Below are 19257 nucleotides of genomic sequence, written 5' to 3'. Positions count from 1 at the left end.
AAATGTTCATTATCAGTTCCAGTATGTTAATCTGCTCCGTTTCAATAAATTCTTACATTTCAAACAGCTGTTTAGGTGATGCGGCGCTGGACATACATCTGATTTTAGTTAACAATAACCAGATACGATTGTACACTGAGCGAGGAGCTGGTGACCATGGATCTTAAAAAAATATTTGAAAGCTTATACGGGCGTACTCGTCAGGAATGGACGGACGGATCAGGGGACAATGAAAGCGGATGGAATGAGGAAAGACCGAAGATCCCGAATATAAGGATGCCAAAGATCTCGAGGATATGGTTCATACTGGGTGGTATTTTTATACTGTTTACAGTCATACTGCCTGGTCTTGCTGTTTTTCTAACGGATCTCTACTGGTTTGAATCTTACGGTTTTGAGTCTGTTTTCTGGAGACGGTTCACCGCAAGGTGGGAACTCTTTTTCATAGCTCTCGTTCCTGCTTTTGCCATTTACTGGTTCAATTGGAATTCTGCATGGAAAAGCGGGCTTAGAATATTAAACGATGCATCATCAGACGAAAATGTAAAATTTAACGCTTCAAAATGGGTAATAATAGTAGCTGCCGCGCTTATGGCATTAGTAAACGCACTGAATGCAATGGGTTCATGGGGTACGTTCCTTAAATTTATGAATCCGACCCCCTTTGGGGAATCTGACCCATTATTTGGTCTTGATGTAGGTTTTTATGTCTTTACACTCCCGTTCATAAAATACATCCAGTCTTGGTTCCAGGGAGTATTGGTCATCACCCTTCTGGGAACTTTCGTATCATATTTCATGACACGCTCACTTTCACTTGACGGGACAAAATTAACCACATCTTCAAGGGCCAGGCTGCATATGTCCCTTCTTGGCGTGCTCTTTCTTCTTATATGGGGAGCCGGATACTGGCTTGCGAGATATGAACTTCTCTTCTCACCGACAGGAGTGGTATTCGGTGCCGGCTATACGGATGTGAACATATTGCTGCCTGCTTTCAATATCCTGACTGTTGCTGCCGTGGTTGCTGCTGCACTCCTTCTTATGAATTTCTACAAGCCGATGTGGAAAATGTCGGCTGTTCTGATCGGGGCACTTCTTTTGCTTGGCTGGGTATCAAGTTCTTTTGTTCCGGGACTTGTCCAGCAGTATAGGGTAAAGCCCAATGAGTACGAAATGGAAAAACCCTTTCTGGACTACCATCTGGATTATACGCGCAGGGCCTTTGGACTCAATAATGTGAGGACAATAGATGTCACGCCTGAGAACGAGGTCACACCCGAAGAGCTGCTGGCCGATCAGGAGACAGTGAAAAATATTCGCCTTTGGGATTATTCTCCGCTTCTGAGGACTTATAAACAGCTTCAGGCCATTAGGACATATTATGATTTTGAAGATGTTTATATAGACAGATACAAGCTGAACGGGGGCAACAGGCAGGTAATGCTCTCCGTCAGGGAATTGGATCTCTCAAAGCTTCAGAACCAGACATGGGTAAACATGCATCTTGAGTTTACACATGGATACGGAGTAGTAATGAATCCTGTAAACGAAGTATCTCCCGGAGGGCTGCCTTTCTTCTTTATGAAGGACCTCCCTCCCAGGTCAACTGTTGATATCAGGCTTGACAGTCCCCAGATATATTATGGATCGATGAAGGATTTTTATGTCCTGGTCAATACTGATGTCAAGGAATTCGACTACCCGATGGGAGACTCTAACGTCAGAAGCACTTATGAGGGTGCTGGCGGGGTAGAGATCGGGTCTTTCTGGAAAAGACTTCTCTTTACACTCAGGTTCAGGGATACTGAGATACTTTTTACAGGAGCACTCAGACCTGAGAGCAGAATCCTTTACTACAGAAATGTCCGTGAGGCTCTGAAAGAGATAGCGCCATTCCTTATTTTTGACCAGGATACATACCCTGTAATATTTGACGGCAGGATAATATGGGTCCAGGATGCCTTTACATGGACTCATAGGTATCCATACTCAAAGCCGGTTATGACTCCGGACCCCACACTGAGCCACTTCAACGGGGTCAATTACATAAGGAACAGTGTCAAGGCAACGGTTGATGCTTACGACGGCAAAATGTCCTTCTATGTAGTTGATGAAAAGGATCCTTTAGTCCAGACATGGCGAAAAATATTCCCTGCAATTTTCAAACCGGCAGGGGAGATGTCAGAGGAACTTTGGAAACACATGAGATACCCTGAAGACTTTTTTGAGGTCCAGACTGACGTCTACAGGACATACCACATGACTGACACCAACACTTACTACAACAGGGAAGACGTGTGGGAAGTTACGCCGGTAGGGCGTAAGAGAAGGATCTCGCCTAACTACGTCACGATGAAACTCTGGGGGGAAAAAGATCCTGAATTTGCGATCATTGTTCCCTACATGCCGCTTGGAAGGGATAATCTTATTGGCTGGATGGCAGGTCGGTGCGATCCCGGAAAATACGGGGAACTCCTTGTCTACCAGTTTCCAAAACAAAAACTGATATATGGTCCTGCTCAGATCGAGGCTCTTATAAACCAGAACCCGGAGATCTCAGCACAGCTCTCTCTATGGAGCCAGAGGGGATCAGAAGTGATTATCGGCGACCTGCTGGTCATACCGATAGGTAAATCACTGCTTTATGTCCAGCCACTCTATCTAAAAGCAGAGAACGGCGAACTGCCTGAGTTGAAGAGAGTGATAGTTTCAACAGGAGGCAGAGTGGAATGGGATGAGACATTTGCCGGGGCTCTTGAAAAGCTGATAGGCAAAAAAGCTTCAGAAAAGGGATCTGCTGTCAGGCCGGGATCAGTAGCAGACATGGTGGGAGGAAGCGGAAGCGGTGTCCTGTCCGGAGATAATGTGCTTGGAGAAAAAGACATCTCTGCCCTTGCAAAACAGGCCCAGGAAATATACGATTCAGCTCAGGAAGCACAGCGCCAGGGCAACTGGGCGCTTTACGGAGATAAAATAAAAGAACTTGGCAATGTCATATCAGAGCTGGAAAAGAGGTCAAAAGAGTAATGTTCACAATACTTTTCGGAGCATTGGCAGTTATTGTGCTTGTACTCATGTGCTTTGGAATATATATTTTTGCAGCCTATGTATTTTCCAGGCTTGGGGAGAAGTTCAGGATAGGATCTTTCCTCAGGTTTCTTATCCCCTTTTATAACATAGCACTTCTTTGCGACTGTGCCAGGATATCCCGCTGGTTTACCGTAGCGATAGTTGCGCCTGGGATCATAACTGCTGCTATGAACATCGTAAGTTTCTATATTTTTAGCGAGGTCTTCAGCTCGGGGGCTGCACTGGTAGCTTTTGCCGCAAATGTCTACCTTTGGGGAAAGATCGCAGAGAGACTTGGTAAAAATTTCTGGCTTTGGGGTTTCATCACCCCTATCCTTCTTGGACTGCCTGTCCTGGTATTGGCATTTGACGGGTCCATGCCGCTCAGGGACAGAGGATCTTCAAGTAAAGGAGAGACAAGATATATAGATGTCTAGCTATACAAAAATCTGTTCAGTTTTCACGTTAAAAGACCTTGGACTCCATAAAGTGGAGATAAGACATGCAAAAGCAGTTCTTACATACGTTGCCATATCACTATTATTTCTTCTCTCTGTGGGAAGGGATGACTTATTGGCTGCGAATAATGAAGATGTATTATCCGGTGATAACCCTCCGTTTTATGAAACATCATTGACAGTAGCATCTTCAGACATGGAAGAAGAAATTGATGCGATATTCATGTTTCCGGAAATCTATGAAGTTTCGATCAATTTGATCTATCCGGGTGAAGGATATCTAAAAAACGAGCTGATGGCTTCTATAAAAAAACTGTTGATCGAGAGCAGGGAAAAAGATGCTGCCAAAAAACTTGGAGAGATCATAGGGCGTGAAAGGAAAAACTCAAAGGCATATCTCGGTTTTTACTGCAGAAAAGCCCTGCCTTCAGTTGCGGGGGATCTCAATGAAAGGGCTCAGTTCCTTAGCTGGTTTTTGTCCGGTTACGGAAAATCCGGAGTAGTAATGGTTTCTAGAGAAGGGATTGAAAAGTTAAGTGCCTCAGGCAAACGAAGGGGAGAACTCTGGAAGTTTGTTGAAGAGGTAAAGGTCCAGTCTGAAAAACTTGAGAGGATATACCAGGCTGACGATGCCGTTTATATTCCTTTTTCTTCAGGGGAGATCTTTATACTTGATATTGTTGGTTCAGATCAGGGGGAAGCGGCTGTATGGAAGATACTTCCCGGAGGCATAAACCGGAAAGCTTGGGCAGCCGGCCACTGGGAGAGAGAGATAACGATAAGAGGCGACAGGGTCAACTGAGATAATACCCATAAAAGCCTTATCGGATATTCCTTATCATAACTTACCTTTTGAGGGGTGTTGTAAAGATGAAAGTAAAATGGACATTAGCTGTGTTTCTGGTATTGGCGATAACATTATTTTCTGCGCCAGTCTTTGCAGCATCTGACTGGGATACATTTGCTGCAGAGATGGAGAAAAGAAGCAAAATAAAAGACACCGGAGCTGCCATCGTAGCAGACATGCTTGACATTGCTCCGCAGGGAACCGAGATGGAGCTGTGGGATAAACTTTGGGACGGAGAACCTCGCTGGAGGGCGGCAGCTGCTGTAGCACTTATCAACAGGATGTTTCCCCAGGGAGACCCGTCGAAGTGGCAGGAAGTATCAGGATTCGCTCCACAGCGGAGCATACAGCCCAGGCAACTCATGGCAATAGATGCGTTGTTTGTTGCCGTTGATTCTTTGAGACATATACCTGACGGCGTGTGGGGATCTGCATATTTGTTGTCTCTCTTTGGTAAATCAGGAATGGGCAAAGTCATGTTTATTGAAGAGATCCCCGAAGGGATGGATCAGGTTCTCAACGACGTAGTCTCTGTAACGGGCCTTCAGGGTGACTGGAGCGTAAAAAGGACCAGAGGAAAACTTCCGATCTTGCCTTTCTACCGCGGTTATGTTACCAGAGATACCGCTGATTCAAGAAATATGCAGTATCTTGACGGGTACGGCTCAATAGCTCCGAACGGAAGGTACGCTTGGGACAGGGACAGGGGCTATGTATATGAAGTCATGGAAGACAACTACGAAAGAGATATCTGGATAAACCCGTAAGGTGCTTCTTATCTCCTGACTGTTGCAGACAAAATAAATATTGTTTTTTCGTAAGAGAGAACGGAGCGCAGTACTCATCTGCCTCCGTTCTTCTTTGATGTTGTACCTAGTCTTTACCTCTGATAGTTTCAAATGCCATATCAAATATTCCTGCTATTGTTCCCAGCAGGAGATAAAGAGTTGCCAGGCTGAATATTGTCACGCCGCTTTGTGTCGTAAAGAAGAGAGGGTACTGAAATCCCCTTACCATTATCAGGTCGTATGCCAGGGCTGTTAATCCGGCGAGGAGGAGCATCGTCCAAAATTTAGGCTTCATTCCGCCGCATTTATAAAAGACCCAGAAAATCAGTATGACCGGGGGTATTATTATAAAAGCCCTGCTGCGTGCTGATTCGCTTGCCAAGACTTGGGTAGTCTGTGTCAGAGAGTAAGAGAGCGGCCCGAGTTCAAAACCAACGCCCTTGTTTGCAAATATTTTAGAAAACCTGTCCAGGGCGAACAATGCAAATACCCCGCAGGACCAAGTATCTCGACGAAGCTCTCTTTTCATTGTTTTCCTCCTATTTAAAATTCTTGTAAAAGAAGCTTCAACAGTATATCATCTTAATAGGTAGAGATGATCAAAACAAGAAATATGTTCGAAAAAGTTTGTTTTATGTCGCTTAGCGGGGGTGGAAGGATGGAATATGGAGAATATTATAAAAGTTTTGACCCGGAGCCTTACTACAGGGAAAGAGGCTGGCTGATAGGTAGCGGAAAGGTCGGGGGGAAGGCAAAAGGTCTGAGCTTTGCTCATGAGGTCCTGAAGTCGAACGGGATGCTCAAAGATGTCTTTCTGCCCAGATGTTCTTTCATTATAACGACTTCTGTTTTTGAAGAATTTATGGAAGAGAACAGATTATGGGACAGGCTCCTGGATCTGAGGGAGCACAGCGATGCTCCTAAGCTCCACAGGATTTGCCAGGAGGCTGAACTGCCTGCGAGTATTGATGAAGATCTTGAACGTATCCTTGATGTGATCGATACCCCGATGTCTGTCCGTTCATCATCGATACTGGAAGATGATGTCAACCTTTCTTTCGCAGGCAAGTACGCCACAAAATTTGTTGCCAACAGCGGTGACAGGGTCTCGAGAAGAAAAGGCCTGGAAGCAGCGATCAAAGAGGTATACGCTTCAACATACAACCCCGCAGCAAGGGAGTATAAGAGAAAACACAACATACTCTGGGGAGGGGAGCGTATGGGAGTCCTTATCCAACCGATCGCCGGAAGGATGAGAGACAATAAATATTATCCTGAGCTTGCAGGAGCGGCTTTCTCTCAGGTCTTCAGACGTCCATCGCCCAGAATCAAAAAGGAAGATGGTGTGGCAAGGATATGCTTCGGTCTTGGTACAAGGACAGTCGACAGGAGCTTCGCACGTACTTTTTATCTTACAAACCCCAACTTAAGGCCCGAAGGGAACAGGCCTTCGGAGATCGTCTCACATGCGCAGGAACAGTTTGATTATGTGGATATTGAGCACAACGCCTTTATGACAGCCTATGCCGCAAATAACATCAATATGATCTCAAAAAAACACAAGATGGCACAGTCTTACCTTCAATGGTTTGATGACAACATGTTTCACTGGCTTCTTGCCGACACAAATGACATGGTAGCGCCCAGGGCGGTTTTTACTTTTGCAGAGCTTCCTAAAAGATGCCCTCAACTGTTTGAAAGGATCAAGAGGCTGCTTAAGCTTTTTGAAAAAGAGCTGCAGCTGCCGTCAGATATGGAGTTTACCTACGAAAGCGCAGAAGACGAGTTTACCCTTGTCCAACTAAGGCCTCTATCAGTTTACGATGACAGGGGGAAGGTCGAGATCCCGGAAGTTGACCCAGCAAAGATCGTTCTGAGAGGTAACCGTATGGTGGCAAACGGCAGGCTGGAAAACATAAGGCATATAGTATATGTGGACCCTGAATTATATGGTAAAAAACCTGATTTTTATGATGTAGCAAGAGCGATAGGTGACATTAACGAGAAACTGGACGGAGAGAGGTATCTCCTCGTAGGTCCCGGTCGCTGGGGGAGTTCCAATCCTGTTCTGGGAGTACCGGTACAGTACAGTGAACTATCAAATTCAGGCTGTCTGGTCGAACTTGGCATCCCGAGCAAAGGGATGGCTCCGGAGCTTTCGTACGGGACACATTTTTTCCTTGACCTTGACGGGGACAACATCCTCTATCTTCCGGTATTTGATGGTGAGAAAGGAAATATATACAACCAGGAATGGTTCGACAGCAGAAGTTGGATATCTACCCATCATCCGGCCGTAAGGCACTACGAGGGTACATTCGATGTCCTGCTTGATGGTGACAGCGAAGTTGGGATCGTGATCGACAAAGGCGACACGGAGGTGAAAGGCAAGTGACCGATCTGGAAAGGATCAGGGAAGAATACTTTTCTTGGGACCCGCACGACGATCCGGAATTTGAGCCGATGATATTCGGCAAAGGGACTATCGGAGGAAAAGGCAGATCTCTTCTTTTTGCGCTCAGAAAACTGCGTGATTCAGGAGACCCGCAGCTTTGTAACAGCAAGGTGCCTGAGTCTATCTACTTTGGGATCGATATTTTCCACCAGTTCCTTGAATCAGTACCATCTTTGGATCTCCTGATATCACAAAATGAACCTGAGAGGCTGGAAGAAGTTTTCCTTAAGACACCGCTGCCAAAGATAGTTGCCGAAGCAGTGCGGAATTTCCTGTCAGAAATGCATGACCCGGTGGTAATAAGAAGCAGCAGCAGATTGGAAGATTCTGCAAAGCATTCATTCGCAGGGAAGTATCTTACTACTTTCATGAGCAATGATTCGCCCTCACTGGAAGAAAGGGTAAGTGTCGTAGAACGGGAAATAAGAAAGATATACGCAAGGATCTATTTCCCTCAGGCCGTAAGTTACAGGGAAAAGCATTGTCTTGGCGATGACGATATGGGGATAATTGTAATAAGGATGTCAGGAAGATGGCATGGCAGATATTATTACCCAACTATAGCCGGAGTGGGATATTCACAGAATTTCCGACGATGGAACAAAAGAGTAAAACAAAAAGACGGCGTTCTTAGGATCGTGTTCGGGCTTGGGACTATGAGCACAAAGAGAGGTTATGCAAGAACGATCTCCCTTACCAATGCTTATCTCAGGCCTGACGGACAGAACCCGGAAAAAATTGCTATCCATTCGCAGGAAAGATTTCATGTCATCGACAGGGAAAACCCGAATGAGCTGACGACTCTGGACATTAAAAAAGAGTGGCCACAGCTGATAGAACATCACCCTGATTTTGATGCGTATGCTCAGGTCTATTGCTATGATTCAGAGGGAGGATGCCTCTCTTCCCTTATGAAGACAACGAAAAAGATCGATGTCGGTTCGAAGGTCTGTCTGACATTTGATAATTTCCCCAAGAAATATCCAAACTTCTTTGAAAGGATGAAGAAGACTCTTCCGCTTCTTGAGTCTTCAATGGGACTGCCGGCCGATATTGAATTTGCTTATGAGCCTCTTGACGACAGCTTCTGCCTGATACAGTCCCGTCCATGCTGGTGCCAGACATGTACAGAAGAAGATATGCCTGACCTTGGGGGGAAGCGCATCCTTCTTAAGGCAGACAGGATGGTCACACCGGGAGTTATAAACAACATTCCTTTCCTTGTGTATGTAGACCACAGGATATATTATTCAAACCCGGATTTCTTCAAGGTGGCCCGAGGCATTGGAGAGATCAACAGCCAAATGAACGGGCAGAAGTTCATCTTCGTCTCGCCCGGTCGGGTAGGCTCCAGCAATCCGGAACTGGGAGTCCCAGTGAAGTACGATGAACTGACAAACTGCTGCTGCATCGTTGAGCTTGGCATCCCAAGGCTTGGTTTCATGCCGGAGCTCTCCTACGGGACACATTTTTTCTCTGATCTTGCAGTGGACAATGTGCTCTATATGCCTGTTTTTGAGGGAGAGTCGAACAACCTAATAGACCAGGATTGGTTCAGTGAGAGAAAATGGGAAGAGGGGCCCCATCCTGCGATCAGGATATACAGGGGCAGCTTCTCTGCTTACATGGAGGGTGAGACTAATCAGGGTCTGATAATTGACAACAGCTGTACTTCATAGAAACAATAAAACAGGGCGGCCCACAGGGGCCGCCCTGTTAAAAAGGTCTCTCAGCCAAGAAGCTTTTCCACTATTGCTCCTGTTTCACCAAGCGCTACAGCGTCGATCTCCTCTGGATCGCATGCCTGCTGTTCCATTTCACGGATCTTTGCCTTTGCCTCTTCAACTTCTTTTAGCACGCCGGCTCCTTCGTATCCTTCCTTCAAGACCTGGATCTCCTTTTCATCGTTCAGTCTGTCTGTCAGATATCCGAAAAGGAAGGTCGGCGCACTGAGGGCAGCCAGCCTTTTGTCTGAAGAACACCATGGCTCAGCTACATAAGTCGCGTAATTTACTGTATCTTCGATATCTTCATCTATGTCGTCCTCAGGCTCAGGGAACTCCCAAATGTTGAGAACAAAGAAGGGGACTTCTGGATCGAGAGAGATGGCGTAGCTCACAGCATCACGGATCTCACCGGGTTCTGCCTCGGTTTCTATCAACGCTATCGCACGGGCGTGTTCTCCCACGACAGATTCAAGCGGGTCGCTCTCAAGCGTATCGAAAATCTGCCTGTACATCTGAAGGTCGAGCATGCAACGATAAAGAAGGGTCCGGCTGGGATAAAAGCCTTCGTCATCAAAGTTTGCAAATTCTTTTGCCACTTCAAGAGCTTCTTCAGTCTCCTGCTCAGCAAGCAAAGAATAGCCGAGGTTCATCATTATCGTGCAGTAAGCCTGAGCGTCGCGGTCTTCTTCTATGTTTGGAGGTGCATCTTTTTCAGATATTATCATCCTTATTCCGGAAAGAGCCTCTCTAAGCATGTCAAGGTTTTCTACGCAGCCCTCATAGTCCATTGTCTCCCAAACAGCCAGCTTGCCGTAGGGGCTTTCAGGATCGATTTCCAGGATCTTTCTGCCTATCTCAGAGATCTCTTCATCTGTCTCTGCTGTGTCAAGTCTTTCAAGAAGTTGTTCGATATTCATCATTTATTCTCCTTTTTTGTTTTTTATGATAGATCAAATCTTTGATATTACCATCATTAACATACCGCCCGGCTGAAGCTTCAGCATGCATCTGTAACCCTTTACGGAACTGCTCCTCTGGATCCCGTCAAGCATGTTGCCATGTATCCCTACAGACTTTAAAGCGCTTTCAGCTTCTGAGTCGGAGATGTCGCTGCCCAAAGAAAATATAAGCTGTCTGCAGATATTCTCAAAACGGCTGTTTTCGAAGGATCTTGATATAGAAGCGGATCTGTCCTCGCCCGAGTATGAGTCTGTAAGATAGATCAAGGCCACATTCAAAAGTTCTTTCTCATCATCTGATTCTGTGAGTACGAGCATCAACCTGCTGCCGCAGTCAAGGACCTTTTTGGATCTTCCAGCATCCTGGATATCAGAAGCTATAGTGACGCTCGAGATCCCATTTTTTACTTTTACGCAGGCATACCCCATCCTCTTTAAAAAGTAGTCAGAGCTGATGCCCATGCCTTCAGAGCATGGGGCATCATTTGTAAAAAAAAGTACCAGAAATATTGCGGTGATCAATGATAATTTTCTCAGTTCAAAGCACTCCGGTCCCAGATTATTTTATCTTTGCATTATATAGCAATTTTGCCGAATCTCTTATCAGCAAATGAGGTTAAGATTATACCAGAAGTTTAGAAAGGGGTTATAAGAATTGATCAATATCAAGTTTTTGGATCGCGTTATCTTTCTCTCTCTCCTGTTTTTTACTCTTATCTTTAGTTCCATGGCAAGTGCTGATGACGGTGACAGGTTCATTAACGTAATTTTCTCTGATGGATCCTCAAGGGATCTGCTGGGGACCGCCATCGTTCGCGGTAAGGATATCTGGGTTCCCGCTGATGTCCTGAGCACCCTAGGATTGAACTTAAGAGGAGGTCCGAACGGAAAAGGTTTTCTAATTGATGTTAAAGAGCCTTCAATAGTTTTTGGAATAAAGGAACTTGAGAAGCTGGCAGGAAGCTCCATTACCCTCTATTTCCCCTCGATGGACAACGAGGGTATCTCTTATTTCAACGTAACAGGACTGGAACAACTCACGGGGATCGCTGCAGAGGAGACAAACGCAGGTCTTGAACTCAAAAGGATCACTGTCAATACTCCTTTGAACAGGAAAAAGTCTGATCAGGCGTCTTTGAAAGATAAACGGATCACCCTTGCATGGGCCCACATAACAAGGGGCAATCCTGATCTTGGAGCGGAAGACCGCATTGACGGACTCGATGTTATCTCCCCGACATGGTTCAACTTAACCGACGGCAGCGGAAACATGGCAAACAGGACTTCAGCAGCCTATGTTGAGGCCGCCCGCGAAAAGGGATACCGGATATGGCCCCTTGTCTCAAACGGTTTCAGTAAAGAGAACACTTCCAGGTTTTTCAACGATACAGCTGCTGTAAATATCTTTATTGCAAGACTTCTCTGTTATTCGAAGCTGTATGGTTTTGACGGAATAAACGTAGATTTTGAAAATGTTGATGCTGCCGACAGGGACAAATATGTACGTTTCATCTCGCTGCTCAGCGGTTATCTGAAAGGTCAGGGGCTTATCAGCTCAGTAGATGTTCATGTGCCGGGAAACAGTAATCTTTCAAAAAGCCATGACAGGGCAGCTCTTTCGAAGCACGTGGATTACGTAATGCTCATGGCCTATGACGAACATTGGAGAACCTCCCCGAGGGCAGGTTCTGTTGCTTCGATGCCATGGGTCGAACGTGCAGTGCAGAAAACAATAGAAGAGGGTGTGCCTCCTGCAAAGCTGATATTGGGCGTTCCATTTTACATGAGAAAGTGGGAGGAGACTCCGGCAGGTCAGGGAAAGGTGAAAGTCAAAGGCTCTACCCTAACTATGGCCGAGTCCGATTCAATTATTTCCCAGAGAGGGCTCTCTCCGGTATGGCTAAGTGACAAGGGGCAGTATTTCTATTCGTATCTTTCAGAGGGAAAGACCTATAAGGTATGGGTAGAAAACAGGGATTCCATCAAAACCAAGCTCTCGATCCTTGATAAGTACCGTCTTGCCGGGGTAGCGGGGTGGAGGAAGGGACACGAGACTCCCGATGTCTGGGATATGATAAGGACTGTAGTAAAGAACAGGTAAGAAACTTATCAGGGTAGGTCAATGAAAAGAGGTGTTTTTTGAAACATTGTGTTTCAAAAAGCACCTCTTTAATTTACCAAAAAACTGATGAATATTCTGCTGTCAGGGAGATCTGTCGGGAACTGAGAGCTTAAAATTACCAGCCCTTTGCGCCGCCGCCTCCACCTCCGCCTCCGGCAAAACCGCCGCCTCCCATTCCTGAGGATGTCCCGGGGGCAGACTGCGGAGCCATGCTTTGTCCCAGGCTGCTGCCAAGGCTTGATGAGAAATTATACAGGCCTGAACCATTCAGGAACAAATATGGTGAAGGTCCCGAATACCATTCGGGCTTATAACCGGCTTTTGTCAAAACGCTCTCAAACCTGTTGCCCCACGTTTTTGCAACATCAAGTGCAAGCGCATAAGGAAGAAGTTTTTCAAAGAGCTCAGGGGTCTCTTCCGGTGGGTTGAACATTTCAAGCCGCTCTTTTTCTGCTGTGTCCATATAGAGCTTAAGACCCTCCGCGTCGCTCAAAATACTGCTGCCCTTTGCGGTCCTTGAGACCATAAGAGGCCGCATCACAGCAATGACGGCTGCTGAAGCGACGAAAAACACAAATGTAAAGGGAGACAGCCCCTCTCCCCCGAGTGCTATAGCTCCTACTAGACCCACCGCAAGGGCAGGAAAAGCCCTTCCAAGGAACTGTCTTATGTTCTGGCCTCCGGTATTTGCAGCTTTGCTCAGCCTCATTCCCAGTGCAATTATGAGCAGTCCGCAAACTCCGGCCATGAGAGTGTTTAAGGGATATTCCCCGCTGAATGGATAGCTTGCTGCTGTTCCAATTCCATACAAAGCAAGGCCTGGGATCATCTTATCAGTGTTTCTGGTAAAGATGGCGGAGTTTGCGTTTCTGAGATTCCTTGCCAGGCTTCTCATCGCACCTGAAATTATGTCTCCGTTATCTTGTACCAGAGCCACGCTGTCTATGCTTCCCGGAAAAAGCTGCATCATAAGGGCCTCTTCTTCTGGCTGAAGTTTTTCCGGTTCCGTATCTTTTTCATATAGCACAAAGTGCTCCTTGCCCTTTCCAAAGAAGGTTTCTTTTCCTTCAACTTCCAGGATCTTAATGGCGCCCTTAACAGCCAGTCCGATTATTGCAGCAGTAAAGCCTGTCTGATCGAGCCGCATATCCCTTACGTACCTCAGAAATGCAGGTGATGTACCATCGGGTGCGTAGAAAAGCGGAATCACTGTCTTTTTATCCGGATCTTTGCCCCACTTTTTCCAGGCGAACCAGAACCATCCGGAGATCAACGCGAAAGTTGCTGCCGCGATCCCTCCCTGAGCTTTTTCGTTGTCTCTCGCAGGAGGAGGCGGCGGTGTGACCAGTCCTTTTGGCCAGGTGTAGACTACAGTAAAAACCTCTCCCGGCTGAAGTGTCCCGACTGTGAAAACTCTTCCTGAATCCTGGCGCGCTCTGCTGTTATCTCCCTTTGTCCCATACTGGCCCACATACCACTCTATCGTGTTGAATCCCTCTCCGAAACTCTTTCCCGGAAGCGCGACTCTGCATGATGCTTCAAGCACAGGAAAAGAAAAATCTTTTCCTGTTACGTTCCAGTAAAGTTCATCGTGGTCCTCAAAAAATCCTATGTGCCTTTCGACCCGGTATCTTATCAGAAAGGTATGGAGTCCCCTGGATATGATCTTATCCGGGTCACCGATCTTTACATCGACATTTATGCCTGACCTCACTGAACTCCAGGGGATATCCTGTCCGTCCAGCGTTATATCTCTTATCTCTAATCCGAGTTCTGTTGAATTGCCTTTTTCGTCCCTGTATTCCACAGGAAGCGATCGAATTATGCCTCTGTTGATCTCGATATTCTCTACGTTGACCAAGATTTCTTCCGTCACTTCGATCGAGCTGTTCTCATTTATTATTATGTCAGCGTTGAACCTGTTGAAAGCTTCCCTTGCTTCAGTCAACTTAGCTCCTGATAATATAACAAAAACAGCTGCGCATAACAGTACAGTTATTTTTAAAAGATAGTTTGTCCCGTTTCTCATATTTTCCCTCCCCTAAGTATCACAAAATGCTGTTTAAAATGAAACCTTCGGGTTATCTCTCGCCTCTTCCTCCGCCTCAAAGAATGGAGCTTCTTTAAAACCGAACTGTCTTGCAATCAAAACAGCAGGAAAACGCTGGATGGCAGTATTAAGGTTTCTTGCAGTTCCGTTGTAGTAACGTCTGGACATCTGTATCTCATTTTCGATCGTTCCCAGCTGTTGCTGAAGATCAAGAAAATTCGTATTCGCCTTAAGCTCCGGATAGTTTTCTGCTACAGCAAAGAGAGTCCTCAGTGTTCCAGTCAGGGCGTTTTCAGCCTGCAGCCTTGCTTCAGGATCGTTTCCCGCCTGCATTACAGCGGCACGGGCGTTAGTTACCCCCTGAAGTGTCTCCTTCTCGTGAGAAGCATAACCCTTGACTGTCTCAACGAGATTGGGTATCAGGTCGGAACGCCTTTTCAGCTGTACGTCTATGCCGCTCCACCCTTCCTGCATCAGGTTGCGAAGCTTTACGAGGCCGTTGTACGTGGTCATTAGCCATAAACCTATAACTGCAGCTGCTGCCAGTAAATACATCATCATTGTTAATCCCCCTCCTGTTATTTTGATCCATGCAAATTATACCTTTTTTATAGCAGCCCTGTGGTATTATTTATCAGTGTTCCTTATATTTCTCAAAGGGTGGATATTATGACACTTCGTGCAGCCAGATTGATCAACAAGATCTCAAAAGTATTCCTTGCTTCATCTGTTGTCCTGCTCATTCTATTTTTTGCCGTCTACATGAAGGGCGGCATTGAATTCAAATATGTCTCACTTCCGGTGATGGCCTGCTTTATAGGCATTACATGGCTGGGTACATCAAAGGCTGCAATAATGGCCCTGGAGCAAGAAGAGAGAATAGAAGGGCCCAAAAATGATAATTAGGCTTGAGGACCAGTCAGGCCAGCTTCGCACAGCTAAGGTCGGTTTCAGCTGGACAGTCTTCTTTTTTGGTTTTTGTGTTCCGATATTCAGGGGCGATGCAAAGTGGGCAGTGATAATGTTTGTTGCAAGCGTTCTCACTTTATGGCTGGCAAATATGATTTTCTGCTTTACGTATAACGGGACATATATAAGGGATCTCCTGAGTAAAGGTTTCCGTCCCGCCGATGCAGAGTCCCGTCAGATACTCATTGAAAAAGGATTCATATCAGGCTGATCTAAAAAATATTCCGCGAGAACCTTTAATTCTTTGCAAGCTCCGTGAGTGCACTGACAGCAAGATCGATGTCGTCTGCTGTGTTGAAATAGCCGGGGGATATCCTAAGTGCTCCTTCAGGGAACGTCCCTAACGTTCTGTGTGCAAGAGGAGCGCAGTGAAGTCCCGGTCGTGTCTCGATCCCGTAGATGTCGGAAAGGTCACGGGCAAGTTTTGCGTTGTCCATTCCCCTTATGTTTACGGAATAAACCGGAAGCCTTGGGTCGTCAGATCCGGGACCGATTATTCTGAGTCCGTTTATTTTCATTAGTCCCTCTTCAAGCATTTTGCCCAAACGATCCTCATGTTTCCTTATTTTGCCTATCCCTTCATTTTCTATCCACTCTAAAGATGCAAGCAGTCCGGCTATGCCAGGCAGGTTTGGTGTCCCTGCCTCGAACTTGTCAGGCATCTGTGAGGGCTGGAACTCCTCATGAGAAATGCTTCCTGTTCCTCCTTCAAAAAGGGGAGAACATATCTTTGCGAACTCCGGATCCCAGACGATACCTCCTGTACCTTGCGGGCCGAAGAGTCCCTTATGTCCTGTGAAGCATAGAGCTGCGGCTCCGAGAGCCTGCGCGCTGATCCCAATTATCCCAGCTGTCTGGGCACAATCGACCACGAGCGGGACATTTGATGCCCTGCACACTTCGGCAATGTCCTGAATATTCTGGAGGGATCCGCTGACATTGCTGCAGTGGTTTATTATCGCGATGTCCGCGCCCCCGGAAAGGTTTTTTTTCAGCAGTGCCGGGTCCAGATATCCTTTCAGGCTGCACTGTATGATATCAAGTGCGACACCCTCATTTTCGGCTCTTCTCAGAGGCCTGAGTACGGAATTGTGTTCCATAGAGGAGGTCACAGCTCTCATACCTGGTTTAAGGAAGCCCTTGATGATCATATTTATTGATTCCGTTACGTTGGAAGTGAGGGTTATGAACCTCGGGTCGCATTTCTGATAACCGCCGAACAGTTCCGCCAGTTTCTGCCTGCATGTAAAGACATTGTCAAGGCTCTGGATGTCCCTCATGGAAGCCGAACCCCTGGCTACATTTGCTCCCCTGTTTGCTATGAAGTCATAAATAGCATCAGGTACACACGGGGGCTTTGGCCAGGTGGTTGCGGCATTATTAAGATATATTGACATGATCAGCCTATCACTACAGGTTTTGATGTACCGAAAACTGCCTCTGTGATCTCAAACATGTTTGAGATCACCCCCACCGAAACAGCCTCAGTGATCCCAAAGTGTTTCGTGCATGTCCCGCAGACCAGAATAAGGGTCCCACGGTCCCTTAGTTCGCAAAGATAGTCGTGGCAGGAGGATCCGCTTAAAGCCATCTTCACGGCGCTGTTCATCAAAGCAATGACAGAGGGGGCTTTTTCACTCTGCACCAAGGTGCCGAGACAGGATTTCATAAGGACGTCTCCGAGTCCTCCCGATTCGGCCCCAATTTTGTCAGAAGTGAACATAATGCCTATTGACCCTTTTTTTTGAGGAGTTGATTCGCCCTCTTTGGACTCAATTTTAGCTTCAAGTACGATGGATTCTTCGCCGTACTCTTTTTTAACCATGAATCCTTTGCTTTCAAGAAATCTTTGAACATTTGATGCTGCGACTTCGTTGTCGACCCAAACGACAAAAGACCTGCATCCCTTTTCAACAGTCTCTTTTGTTAATATTACAGGTTTGGGACAATCCTGCCCTCTTGCGTCAACGATATTCATTTCAGATAGTTTTCCTCTCATCATGCAGTAATTGTATAAACTGTTCTGTGAGATAGGGGTCGAATTTTGTTCCCGCCATTTCACGGAGTTTCAGTTCTACCTCTTCCTGAGTCGGAAGCTTTCTTCCAAGCCATGGCCTGGTCATCTCATTCCATGTGTCAACGATAGCAAAGATGCGTGCTGTCAAAGGAATTGCGCTTCCGCTTAGCCCCTTTGGGAATCCTGTGCCATCCCATTTTTCGTTCCAGCAGTGCGGGATTTGCGTAGCAGGGCGGAGCAACTCCACTGACTCAAGGAAATCCTTGGATAATATAGGGTACTTGTGATACTCCCTCAGTTCGACGGGAGAGAGTTCGGTAGTTTTGTTGCGTACCGAAAAGGGTATGCCAAGAAGTCCTATTCTGCTGAAAAGGGCTCCAAGATACGCATAGAATTTTTCTTCATCCGGCAGCTTAAGCTTATCGCAGAACGTTACTGTCATTTTTGCTGAACGGGGGAGCGAGTTCCTGAATTTTTCATCGCCGGGGGAGAAGGCAGTCGCGATGTCCTCAAGAGTCTTGTAGCAAAGGCGGTTTCCTGCCTGAGCGAAACGTTCGTAAACCATCAGGCTGATGCTGTCCATCTTACTTTTATGTTCCTGCTTGAAATCGTGGTAAGCCATGACATCGCTCAAAGTTCTCTGCAGGCTGTTGATCTCGTCTTTTTTAGAATCAACTGTAACTATGCCTTTATGTCCCTTTTCGTCTCTTATCGCTTCGACCTCTCTTTGGAGTCTCTTCATTCTGTTTGAAAACGCATGTTTGAAGAAAAAGTCATAAAGGAAGGAAAGCAATACAGCAATGACTCCAAATATCAGAAAAAGAAATTGGATCTTTTTTTCAGCAGCTGCAATGTCTTCCTTTTTGTCTATTCCCCTGACCCAGAAGGAGGGGGTGCCGCTGTGATCTTTTACGAGCATCCTTGCGGATATCGTTGTCGCGTTCTTCTCAGCATCCTCGATCAGGACCAGCGGAAGTTTATCAGAATTCTGCTTTTCGTTTTCTGTCGTTGGTTCTATGGCAAAATTAAAGTGGAGGTTCCTCGAAATATTTGCTATAAGTTTTGGGCTGATGGTCCGAGTGACTATAAGGTTGCCTGCAGGAGGTCCCTGAATGTCGGATGTAAGGATCGGTTTTACTGTGAAAAGTACCGGCTGGTTTTCCTTTAGAACTATCCCGCTTGTACCTGTAGGTCCCGTATAGTCCAAAAGATACTGGTTCCTGGGGTCGTCGAATATTGCAACGAATTCACTCTCAGGGGAGGATGGTTCATCATCTGAGCTGAAGTCCTTGAAGAGGCGCACCATGTTCCCGCTGTCAATGAATATCATTGAAGATATCCCGATCTCAGTCAGAGCATCTCTGTTGAGGGTCTCAGCGGCGTAATTGGCGTTGCGTCCGTTCATGTAGTCCCAGGTCGCATCAGAATGCGCCCAATTTGCGGCTATGGCGGATAGGGTCTTTGCCTCAGCGTTGATCGATACTACAGCCCTTGATAGGTTTAGTGTGATCCTTTCCCTGTCTGTCTGTTCGGCAGATCGTCTTAGGAAATTAGTAAAAGTAAGGTCTAGCATAAGAAGTATGAGGAGCAATGTGATCCCTAATGCGATCTGAGTCTTTCTGCGCAGTGTCATGAGCAACCCCCCATAGGTGACTTGAATTGTTGATATTGTAACAGATGACGCTACTATGATAAATCAGGTTTTGAATAATAGATAGACGAAAATAAACATTGGAATAGAAATATCTGTGCAAATTTATTATGGGAAAAATTTCATTGTTGATGGAACGTGT

At 46.2% G+C, this 19257-nt stretch carries 17 protein-coding genes; 9 read left to right on the top strand and 8 right to left on the bottom strand.

Annotated elements, in window-relative coordinates:
• Positions 1-156 precede the first annotated feature (156 nt).
• From CVV54_06460 to CVV54_06445, 4 genes are all read left to right on the top strand, one after another.
• On the top strand, positions 157-3030 hold the full coding sequence (locus CVV54_06460) for a hypothetical protein (protein PKL04511.1): 2874 nt from the start codon (positions 157-159) through the stop codon (positions 3028-3030).
• Entirely contained in the window at positions 3030-3509 is a 480-nt protein-coding gene (locus tag CVV54_06455) for a hypothetical protein (protein ID PKL04510.1), read from the top strand. The genes CVV54_06460 and CVV54_06455 overlap by 1 nt, the downstream gene beginning before the upstream one ends.
• The gene (locus CVV54_06450; GenBank protein PKL04509.1) at positions 3502-4332 is read left to right on the top strand and encodes a hypothetical protein; all 831 of its coding nucleotides are present in this window, start codon (positions 3502-3504) and stop codon (positions 4330-4332) included. Before CVV54_06455 ends, CVV54_06450 begins: the two co-directional genes overlap by 8 nt.
• Before the next feature lie 68 nt (positions 4333-4400).
• Positions 4401-5144 carry a hypothetical protein gene (locus tag CVV54_06445; protein ID PKL04508.1) on the top strand — a complete coding sequence of 248 codons (744 nt, stop codon included), beginning with the start codon at positions 4401-4403 and terminating at the stop codon, positions 5142-5144.
• Positions 5145-5250: 106 nt separating this feature from the next.
• Here CVV54_06445 and CVV54_06440 read toward each other — a convergent pair whose 3' ends face one another.
• Positions 5251-5694 carry a hypothetical protein gene (locus CVV54_06440; protein ID PKL04507.1) on the bottom strand — a complete coding sequence of 148 codons (444 nt, stop codon included), beginning with the start codon at positions 5692-5694 and terminating at the stop codon, positions 5251-5253.
• Between the two features lie 129 nt (positions 5695-5823).
• On the opposite strand from CVV54_06440, the gene CVV54_06435 reads away from it, so the two are divergent.
• Complete coding sequence (locus CVV54_06435; GenBank protein PKL04506.1) at positions 5824-7560, top strand: pyruvate, phosphate dikinase; 1737 nt, start codon at positions 5824-5826, stop codon at positions 7558-7560.
• Positions 7557-9299: a pyruvate, phosphate dikinase gene (locus CVV54_06430; GenBank protein ID PKL04505.1), complete on the top strand. Its 1743-nt coding sequence runs from the start codon at positions 7557-7559 to the stop codon at positions 9297-9299. The genes CVV54_06435 and CVV54_06430 overlap by 4 nt, the downstream gene beginning before the upstream one ends.
• Positions 9300-9349: 50 nt before the next feature.
• Here the strand turns inward: CVV54_06430 and CVV54_06425 are convergent, their stop codons facing one another.
• Entirely contained in the window at positions 9350-10264 is a 915-nt protein-coding gene (locus CVV54_06425) for a hypothetical protein (GenBank protein ID PKL04504.1), read from the bottom strand.
• A gap of 33 nt (positions 10265-10297) precedes the next feature.
• Positions 10298-10828, bottom strand: coding sequence for a hypothetical protein (locus CVV54_06420; protein PKL04503.1), 531 nt, complete (start codon positions 10826-10828; stop codon positions 10298-10300).
• A 133-nt stretch (positions 10829-10961) separates the two neighbouring features.
• On the opposite strand from CVV54_06420, the gene CVV54_06415 reads away from it, so the two are divergent.
• Positions 10962-12407, top strand: a complete 1446-nt coding sequence (locus CVV54_06415; GenBank protein ID PKL04502.1) for a glycoside hydrolase — start codon at positions 10962-10964, stop codon at positions 12405-12407.
• A gap of 136 nt (positions 12408-12543) precedes the next feature.
• On the opposite strand, the gene CVV54_06410 is transcribed toward CVV54_06415, so the two are convergent.
• A complete protein-coding gene (locus CVV54_06410; GenBank protein PKL04501.1) occupies positions 12544-14457 on the bottom strand; it encodes a hypothetical protein in 1914 nt (637 codons plus the stop codon).
• A gap of 33 nt (positions 14458-14490) precedes the next feature.
• Positions 14491-15036 carry a hypothetical protein gene (locus CVV54_06405; protein PKL04560.1) on the bottom strand — a complete coding sequence of 182 codons (546 nt, stop codon included), beginning with the start codon at positions 15034-15036 and terminating at the stop codon, positions 14491-14493.
• A 111-nt stretch (positions 15037-15147) separates the two neighbouring features.
• Here CVV54_06405 and CVV54_06400 point away from each other — a divergent pair, with 111 nt between their 5' ends.
• Positions 15148-15384, top strand: coding sequence for a hypothetical protein (locus CVV54_06400; GenBank protein PKL04500.1), 237 nt, complete (start codon positions 15148-15150; stop codon positions 15382-15384).
• Entirely contained in the window at positions 15374-15658 is a 285-nt protein-coding gene (locus CVV54_06395) for a hypothetical protein (protein PKL04499.1), read from the top strand. Before CVV54_06400 ends, CVV54_06395 begins: the two co-directional genes overlap by 11 nt.
• Positions 15659-15683: 25 nt before the next feature.
• Here the strand turns inward: CVV54_06395 and CVV54_06390 are convergent, their stop codons facing one another.
• The 3 genes from CVV54_06390 to CVV54_06380 are packed head-to-tail and all read right to left on the bottom strand — an operon-like array spanning position 15684 to position 19097.
• Complete coding sequence (locus CVV54_06390) at positions 15684-16844, bottom strand: aminotransferase class V (GenBank protein PKL04498.1); 1161 nt, start codon at positions 16842-16844, stop codon at positions 15684-15686.
• 2 nt (positions 16845-16846) lie between these two features.
• Positions 16847-17425: a sulfurtransferase-like selenium metabolism protein YedF gene (gene yedF / locus CVV54_06385; GenBank protein ID PKL04497.1), complete on the bottom strand. Its 579-nt coding sequence runs from the start codon at positions 17423-17425 to the stop codon at positions 16847-16849.
• 1 nt (position 17426) lies between these two features.
• Positions 17427-19097 (bottom strand): hypothetical protein, encoded by a 1671-nt coding sequence (locus CVV54_06380; protein PKL04496.1) that lies wholly within the window; start codon positions 19095-19097, stop codon positions 17427-17429.
• Positions 19098-19257: the final 160 nt, after the last annotated feature.

The organism is Synergistetes bacterium HGW-Synergistetes-1 (genome assembly GCA_002839185.1).
Classification (GTDB): domain Bacteria; phylum Synergistota; class Synergistia; order Synergistales; family Synergistaceae; genus Caenicola.
Note: the sequence above shows the minus strand (reverse complement) of the source record. Positions and strands in the feature narration are given on the sequence as shown.

Coding starts and splice junctions, on each gene's coding strand:
- CVV54_06460 (PKL04511.1), top strand. CDS start 157: ATGGATCTTAAAAAAATATTTGAAAGCTTATACGGGCGTACTCGTCAG.
- CVV54_06455 (PKL04510.1), top strand. CDS start 3,030: ATGTTCACAATACTTTTCGGAGCATTGGCAGTTATTGTGCTTGTACTC.
- CVV54_06450 (PKL04509.1), top strand. CDS start 3,502: ATGTCTAGCTATACAAAAATCTGTTCAGTTTTCACGTTAAAAGACCTT.
- CVV54_06445 (PKL04508.1), top strand. CDS start 4,401: ATGAAAGTAAAATGGACATTAGCTGTGTTTCTGGTATTGGCGATAACA.
- CVV54_06440 (PKL04507.1), bottom strand. CDS start 5,694: ATGAAAAGAGAGCTTCGTCGAGATACTTGGTCCTGCGGGGTATTTGCA.
- CVV54_06435 (PKL04506.1), top strand. CDS start 5,824: ATGGAATATGGAGAATATTATAAAAGTTTTGACCCGGAGCCTTACTAC.
- CVV54_06425 (PKL04504.1), bottom strand. CDS start 10,264: ATGAATATCGAACAACTTCTTGAAAGACTTGACACAGCAGAGACAGAT.
- CVV54_06410 (PKL04501.1), bottom strand. CDS start 14,457: ATGAGAAACGGGACAAACTATCTTTTAAAAATAACTGTACTGTTATGC.
- CVV54_06405 (PKL04560.1), bottom strand. CDS start 15,036: ATGATGTATTTACTGGCAGCAGCTGCAGTTATAGGTTTATGGCTAATG.
- CVV54_06400 (PKL04500.1), top strand. CDS start 15,148: ATGACACTTCGTGCAGCCAGATTGATCAACAAGATCTCAAAAGTATTC.
- CVV54_06395 (PKL04499.1), top strand. CDS start 15,374: ATGATAATTAGGCTTGAGGACCAGTCAGGCCAGCTTCGCACAGCTAAG.
- CVV54_06390 (PKL04498.1), bottom strand. CDS start 16,844: ATGTCAATATATCTTAATAATGCCGCAACCACCTGGCCAAAGCCCCCG.
- yedF (PKL04497.1), bottom strand. CDS start 17,425: ATGAATATCGTTGACGCAAGAGGGCAGGATTGTCCCAAACCTGTAATA.
- CVV54_06380 (PKL04496.1), bottom strand. CDS start 19,097: ATGACACTGCGCAGAAAGACTCAGATCGCATTAGGGATCACATTGCTC.